Genomic DNA, 5,674 nt, shown 5'->3' on the forward strand with positions numbered 1-5,674 from the left:
TCACAGCCTGACCACGACACGAAGGATCACACGATCACCGATACACCACGTCCCAGGACTTGACCCTTTACCCCCCACCGGTTGCTGAGCGAGCGCCAGCGAGCCGAAGCGACCCACCTCAAGCCGCCCATCCGTGCGAGCCGTCATCTCGACTCGCTCCGCTCGCTCGATAACCGGGGTGGAGCACAGACCTGTGCCCCTGTGCGAACGAAGTGAGCGTGGAGCGAAGCGACCTCGCAGCGCGAAGCGCTGCCGCAACGGAGCGCCAGCGACGGTGCCTCGCTCGCAAGGGCGCCGCTTGCGGCCCCGAAGCGTGCGAGACGCTTCTAAAGAAGACTGCGAAGCGACCTCGCAGCGCGAAGCGCTGCCGCAACGGAGCGTCAGCGACGGTGCCCCGCTCGCGAGTGCCGGCGCGGAGCGTCGGCGCGAGCGTGCGAGCCTCTTCTAAATGCGAGCCTCTTCTAAAGAGAACGCCGGCGACGCAGCGGGGCCTGCACCGAACCTGCCGCGGGAAGCGAACCCTCCGGCGCCGGCGCCGTGGCCGGCGCGGCGATGATCGCCTCGCGCTCCGCGGGGTCGGTCGGCTCGGGATCGCGGTGCTCGGGCGGCAGGCCCTTCTTCGCGCGGCGGCGCTCGCGCGCCCCCTCGACGAGGTTGTAGAGGGTGGGAAGCACGATGAGCGTGAGGACGGTCGACGACAGCAGGCCGCCGATCACGACGATCGCGAGCGGCTGCGAGATGAAGCCGCTGTGCCCGGTGATGCCGAGCGCCATCGGCGTGAGGGCGAAGATCGTCGCGAGGGCCGTCATCAGGATGGGCCGGAGACGGTTGGACGCGCCCGCGACGGTCGCGTCGTGGCTCGTCAGCCCCTTCTCTCGGTACTGGTTCACCAGGTCGACGAGCACGATCGCGTTCGTCACCACGATGCCGATCAGCATCAGCACGCCGATGAGCGACGCGACGCCGAGGGGCACACCCGTCGCGATCTGCAGCAGGATGGCGCCGGTCGCCGCGAACGGCACGGACACGAGCAGCAGCAGAGGCTGGCGCAGCGACTTGAAGGTCCCGACCATGATCACGTACACGATCAGGATGGCCGCGAGCATCGCGAGTCCGAGCTGGGTGAACGACTCGGCCTGGTCCTCGGCCACGCCGCCGACCTCGGCATCCGCACCGTCGGGAAGGTCGACCGCGGCGAGCGCGGCGTCCACGGAGGCGGTCGCCTCGGCGAGATTGTCGCCCGCGGGCGGCACGGTGATGGTGGCGGTGCGGCGCCCCTGCTGCGTTGTGATCGACGTGGGGCTGTCTGCCATCTCCACGGTCGCGACGTCCTGCAGCTGGACGAGGCCCGCGGGGGTCGGGATGGCCATCGAGCGCAGCTCGTCGATCGTGGCCGGGGGCTCCTCGGCCGCGATGTAGACGGTGAGCGACGTGCCGTCGATCTCGATCGATCCGGCCTGCTGGGGGCGCATCGCGCCCGAGATCATGCCGCCCACGGCGACCTCGGAGAGGCCGTACGCGGCCGCCTCCTCGCGGTCGACCTCCACGGCGATGTAGGGCAGGGCTGCGGCGAGGTCGTCGGTCACCTGGCCGATGCCGTCGCGGCCGTCGAGCTCGGCGACGATGTCGGCGGTCGCCTGCTGGAGCTCGTCCTGACCCGGGGCGGTGACGGTCACGGCGATATCGGTCGACCCGAAGCCGGCCGCCGCGTTGAGGGACAGCTCGCCCACGTCGTCGAGGCCGTCGAGCGCGTCCTGCACGTCGGCCTTCAGGGCCTCCTGGTCGGCATCCGCATCGGTCACGATCGAGTACGTCACGCTGCCGCCCCCCGAGAAGGCGTCGCGCAGCGGAGATCCGCTCGACCCGATGGAGGCCTGCACGGTCTCGATGCCGTCGATCCCCTCGAGCGCCTCCTCGACGCGCTGCGCGGCGGCATCCGCGGTCTCGAGGCTCGCGGTCGGCTCGAGCTCCTGCGAGATGGTGAGCGTGTTCTGCCCGGAGTCGCCGAGGAAGTTCACCTTCATCAGCGGGGCGGCCGCGACCGTGCCGCCGAGCACGAGCACGGCGACGAACAGCGTGACCCACGAGTGACGCAGCGTCCAGCCCAGGATCGGCAGGTACGCCTTCTGCAGCGCGGACGGCGGCGCGTCGGGCGATTCGGGGTCGATCGGGGCGCCGTTGGCGTCGAGCACGGGCTTGCCGGGGCGCAGGAACCAGTACGCGAGCACGGGAACGATCGTCAGCGCGACGAGCAGCGACGCGACCATCGCGATGGTCACGGTCATGGCGAACGGGCGGAACAGCTCGCCGACCATGTCGCCCACGAAGACGATCGGCAGGAACACCGCGACCGTGGTGAGGGTCGACGCGGTGATCGCCATCGCGACCTCGCGCACGGCGAGGCGGATCGCTGCGCCCTTGTCTGCACCCTGCACGTAGTGCCGCTTGATGTTCTCGATGACCACGATCGAGTCGTCGACGACGCGGCCGATCGCGATGGTCAGCGCGCCGAGCGTGAGCATGTTCAGCGAGTACCCGAACGCCTGCAGCCCGATGAAGGTGATCAGGACGCTGGTCGGGATCGAGATCGCGGTGACGAGTGTCGACCGGATCGACAGCAGGAACACAAGGATGACGACGACAGCGAAGATGAGGCCGAGCACGCCCTCCGTGGCGAGGGTCTCGATCGACTGGGTGATGAACGGCGCCTGATCGAAGACGACCGTGAAGGCGGCGTCGGGGAACGTCTGCTCGAGCTGCGGGATGACATCCAGCACGCCGTTCGAGACCTCGACGGTGTTCGCCGCCGGCAGCTTCGTGACGGCGATGGACAGTGCGTCCTCGCCGTTCACGCGCGAGATGGAGGACACCGGATCGGTCGTCAGCTCGACGCCGGCGACGTCGCCGATGGTCGGGACGGAGCCGGGCGGGCCGGCGGCGCCCAGCAGCGGCAGCGCCGCGAGGTCCTCCGCGGAGGTCAGCTTGACGCCGGTCTGCACCGTCAGGGTGGAGCCGTCCTCGGTGATCTCACCGCCCGGGAACAGCACGCCGTTCTGGTCGAGCGCGTCCCGGATCGCCTGCTGCGAGAGACCGCGCGCGGCGAGCTCGGCGTCATCCGGCGTGATCGTGATCCGCTGCCCGATGCCGCCGACGATCGACGCCGAGCCGACACCCTCGATGTCCTCGAGGTCGGGGATGGCGACGGCCTCGAGGTCTGCCTGCGCCGTCTCGGCGTCCTCGAACCCGGTGACCGCGATCTGGATGACGGGCAGGTCGTCGATGCTGACCGACAGCACCTGCGGGTCGACGTCCTCGGGAAGCTGGCTCGAGATGCGGTTGATCGCCTGCTGCAGCTTCTGCTCGGCCGTGGCGAGGTCGGTGCCGTACGTGAAGGAGGCCTGCACGATCGACGAGTTCGTTGTGCTGGTGGCGCTCGTGCCGTCGAGGCCCGCGACCCCCTGGATCGCCGTCTCGATCGGCGTCGACACGTCGTTCTCGACGACCTCGGGCGAGGCGCCGGGGTACGAGGTCATCACGAGCAGCTGAGGCAGCTCGATCGCGGGGATGAGCTCCTGCTTCAGAGTCGTGAGCGAGAGGCCTCCGAACACGGCGGCGCAGATCGTGATGAGCGCGATCAGGGCGCGGTTCTTCAGGCTGAGGACGGCAAGTCTCGACACGGGAGTCTCTCGTTCGGGGGGGCACGATCGGGGTCCACCGACGGCGACACACGCCGATACGGTGCTGTATCCCCGGCTCATTCTGGCATGCGCCAGGCACCCCGCATCGGCCGTTGCGCTATGGCCTTGCCGTGAATCCGGCGGTGAGCGCCCAGCCGAGCGCGAGCCCCGCCATCGCGGCCGCCACGCACAGGATGAGCGTGCCGAGCGCGTTCGCCCACGCCGCCTCCGACCGCCCGTGCCGCACGAGCAGCTGCGTGTCGACGGCGACGGTGCTGAAGGTCGTGTACCCGCCGAGCAGACCCGTGCCGAGGATCGCGAGCCACACCTGGTCGAGCGCGAGCCCGGTCAGCAGGCCGAGCGCGAGCGATCCGGTCGCGTTGACGATCAGGATCGCCCAGGGGAAGCCGCGCGGCAGGACGCGGGAGAGCAGCATGTCGGCCGTCCAGCGCAGCCCGGCGCCGACGCCTCCCGCCAGCGCGACGCCGACGAACAGCAGCGGCGTCATGCGGCCTCCTCGCCTCGGGCCCGCCGCGCGAGGGCACTGCCCGCCTGCAGGCCGAGGATGGCCGCGACGCCCGCGGCGAGCAGCGCGACGCCCGCGAACAGCACCATGAGGACGACGAGGCCGTAGCTCGTGAACTCGGCGATCAGCACGGCGAACCCGCTGTAGGTCGTGAACCCGCCGAGCAGTCCGGTGCCGAGGAACGAGCGCCGCGCGGGGCTGCGGTCGCCGAGACGTCCCGCGACGAAACCGAGGACACCCGACCCGAGCGCGTTGACGAGGATCGTGCCCACCAGTGCGCCGAACGACAGCCCGCCCTCGAACGTCAGCATCATCGCCTGGCGCAGCGCCACGCCCACGACTCCGCCGGCCACAACGAGCGGCAGGAGCTTCCACGGGATCACCCGGTCAGCCTATTCGCGGCGGCCGACGGCCCCGCGCCGGCAGCCAGCGGGTCGAGAGGCGTCTCCCATGTTCCGCATAACCCGCCCCCGTACGTTCGAGCGCACAGAGGGAGTACTTCCCCGCGGTGGGCCCGTCAGTACGGATTCGACATCGAGTCCCGGGCGGTCGGCTCCGATCCGTCGGAGCGAAGGAGACTCTGGCAGACGTCGGTTGCGCCGACCCTTCCGGAAGGACCTCATGAGCAAGCTGAACCGGCTCGTCTCGATCGCGAAGAAGGCGATGGACGCCGGCTCGTCCTCCTCGCAGCACCGAGGAGCATCGAGCCAGGGCGACTGGATGACCAAGGCCCGCGGGGCGGTCGAGTCGCTCCTCGGCGACGAGCGGTCGACCGACCGCCGCCCCTCCGGCTCGTCCTGGTCGCCGCCGAGCACTCCCTCCGCGCACCGGGGCGCCGGGGCCTCCGGCTCCCCGACCGCCCTGCAGCCGCCGGCCCCCCACTCGTCCGCGGGCCGCGCGGCACCGTCCGGATCCGCTCAGGATCGCGCCGCCATCGCGCGGTACGACTACCTGCTGAAGACCGCGCACCCCGAGCAGATCGAGCAGGTGCACAGGGAGGCCTTTGCCCGCCTCACACCTGACCAGCGCGCGCAGGTCGCCGCGCGCCTGCGGTCGGAGCTGCCGCCGCACGAGGGGCCGCGCTCGTCCGACTCCCCCGAGCTCGCGCGCGTCGCGGCCCGCACCGAGGCGATGCAGCCGGGCCGGCTGCGCGGGATCCTCGCCCGCAGCGGGGGCATCGCCGGCGGCGTGGCGGCGGGTGGCCTGCTCGCCGCCGTCGCGGGCGGCGCGATCCTCACCGGGGTCGGCGCGTCGCTGATCGGCGAGGCGCTGAGCGAGGGAATCGACTTCGAGGCCATCGCCGGCGGCCTGGACGTGTCGACGATCGCCGAGAACGCGGGCGGCTTCGTCTCGGGCGCGGGCGAGTACGCGCAGGGCCTTGGCGACCACGTGTCCGAGGCGGGCGGCGGTCTCAGCGACCTGGCGTCGGGCTTCGGTCTTCCCGGGCTCGACGACCTGCTCGGGCGCTGAA

Annotated in this window: 4 protein-coding genes; 1 reads left to right on the top strand and 3 read right to left on the bottom strand. The window is 71.1% G+C overall.

The features are described 5' to 3' along the window. Nucleotides 1-461: 461 nt before the first annotated feature. The 3 genes from ABD161_RS05280 to ABD161_RS05290 form a co-directional block, all read right to left on the bottom strand. Nucleotides 462-3,677 (bottom strand): efflux RND transporter permease subunit, encoded by a 3,216-nt coding sequence (locus ABD161_RS05280; protein ID WP_344000359.1) that lies wholly within the window; start codon nt 3,675-3,677, stop codon nt 462-464. 118 nt (nt 3,678-3,795) lie between these two features. Then, nucleotides 3,796-4,185 carry a fluoride efflux transporter FluC gene (locus ABD161_RS05285; RefSeq protein ID WP_344000361.1) on the bottom strand — a complete coding sequence of 130 codons (390 nt, stop codon included), beginning with the start codon at nt 4,183-4,185 and terminating at the stop codon, nt 3,796-3,798. Next, the gene (locus ABD161_RS05290; RefSeq protein ID WP_135115573.1) at nt 4,182-4,586 is read right to left on the bottom strand and encodes a FluC/FEX family fluoride channel; all 405 of its coding nucleotides are present in this window, start codon (nt 4,584-4,586) and stop codon (nt 4,182-4,184) included. The genes ABD161_RS05285 and ABD161_RS05290 overlap by 4 nt, the downstream gene beginning before the upstream one ends. Nucleotides 4,587-4,824: 238 nt before the next feature. On the opposite strand from ABD161_RS05290, the gene ABD161_RS05295 reads away from it, so the two are divergent. After that, entirely contained in the window at nt 4,825-5,673 is an 849-nt protein-coding gene (locus ABD161_RS05295) for a cation-transporting ATPase (protein WP_344000363.1), read from the top strand. Nucleotide 5,674 lies beyond the last annotated feature (1 nt).

This window comes from Microbacterium paludicola (assembly GCF_039529675.1).
GTDB lineage: Bacteria > Actinomycetota > Actinomycetes > Actinomycetales > Microbacteriaceae > Microbacterium > Microbacterium paludicola.

Excerpts from the sequence above, each read along its gene's own strand:
- ABD161_RS05285 (WP_344000361.1), bottom strand. The coding sequence starts at position 4,185 with ATGACGCCGCTGCTGTTCGTCGGCGTCGCGCTGGCGGGAGGCGTCGGC.
- ABD161_RS05295 (WP_344000363.1), top strand. The coding sequence starts at position 4,825 with ATGAGCAAGCTGAACCGGCTCGTCTCGATCGCGAAGAAGGCGATGGAC.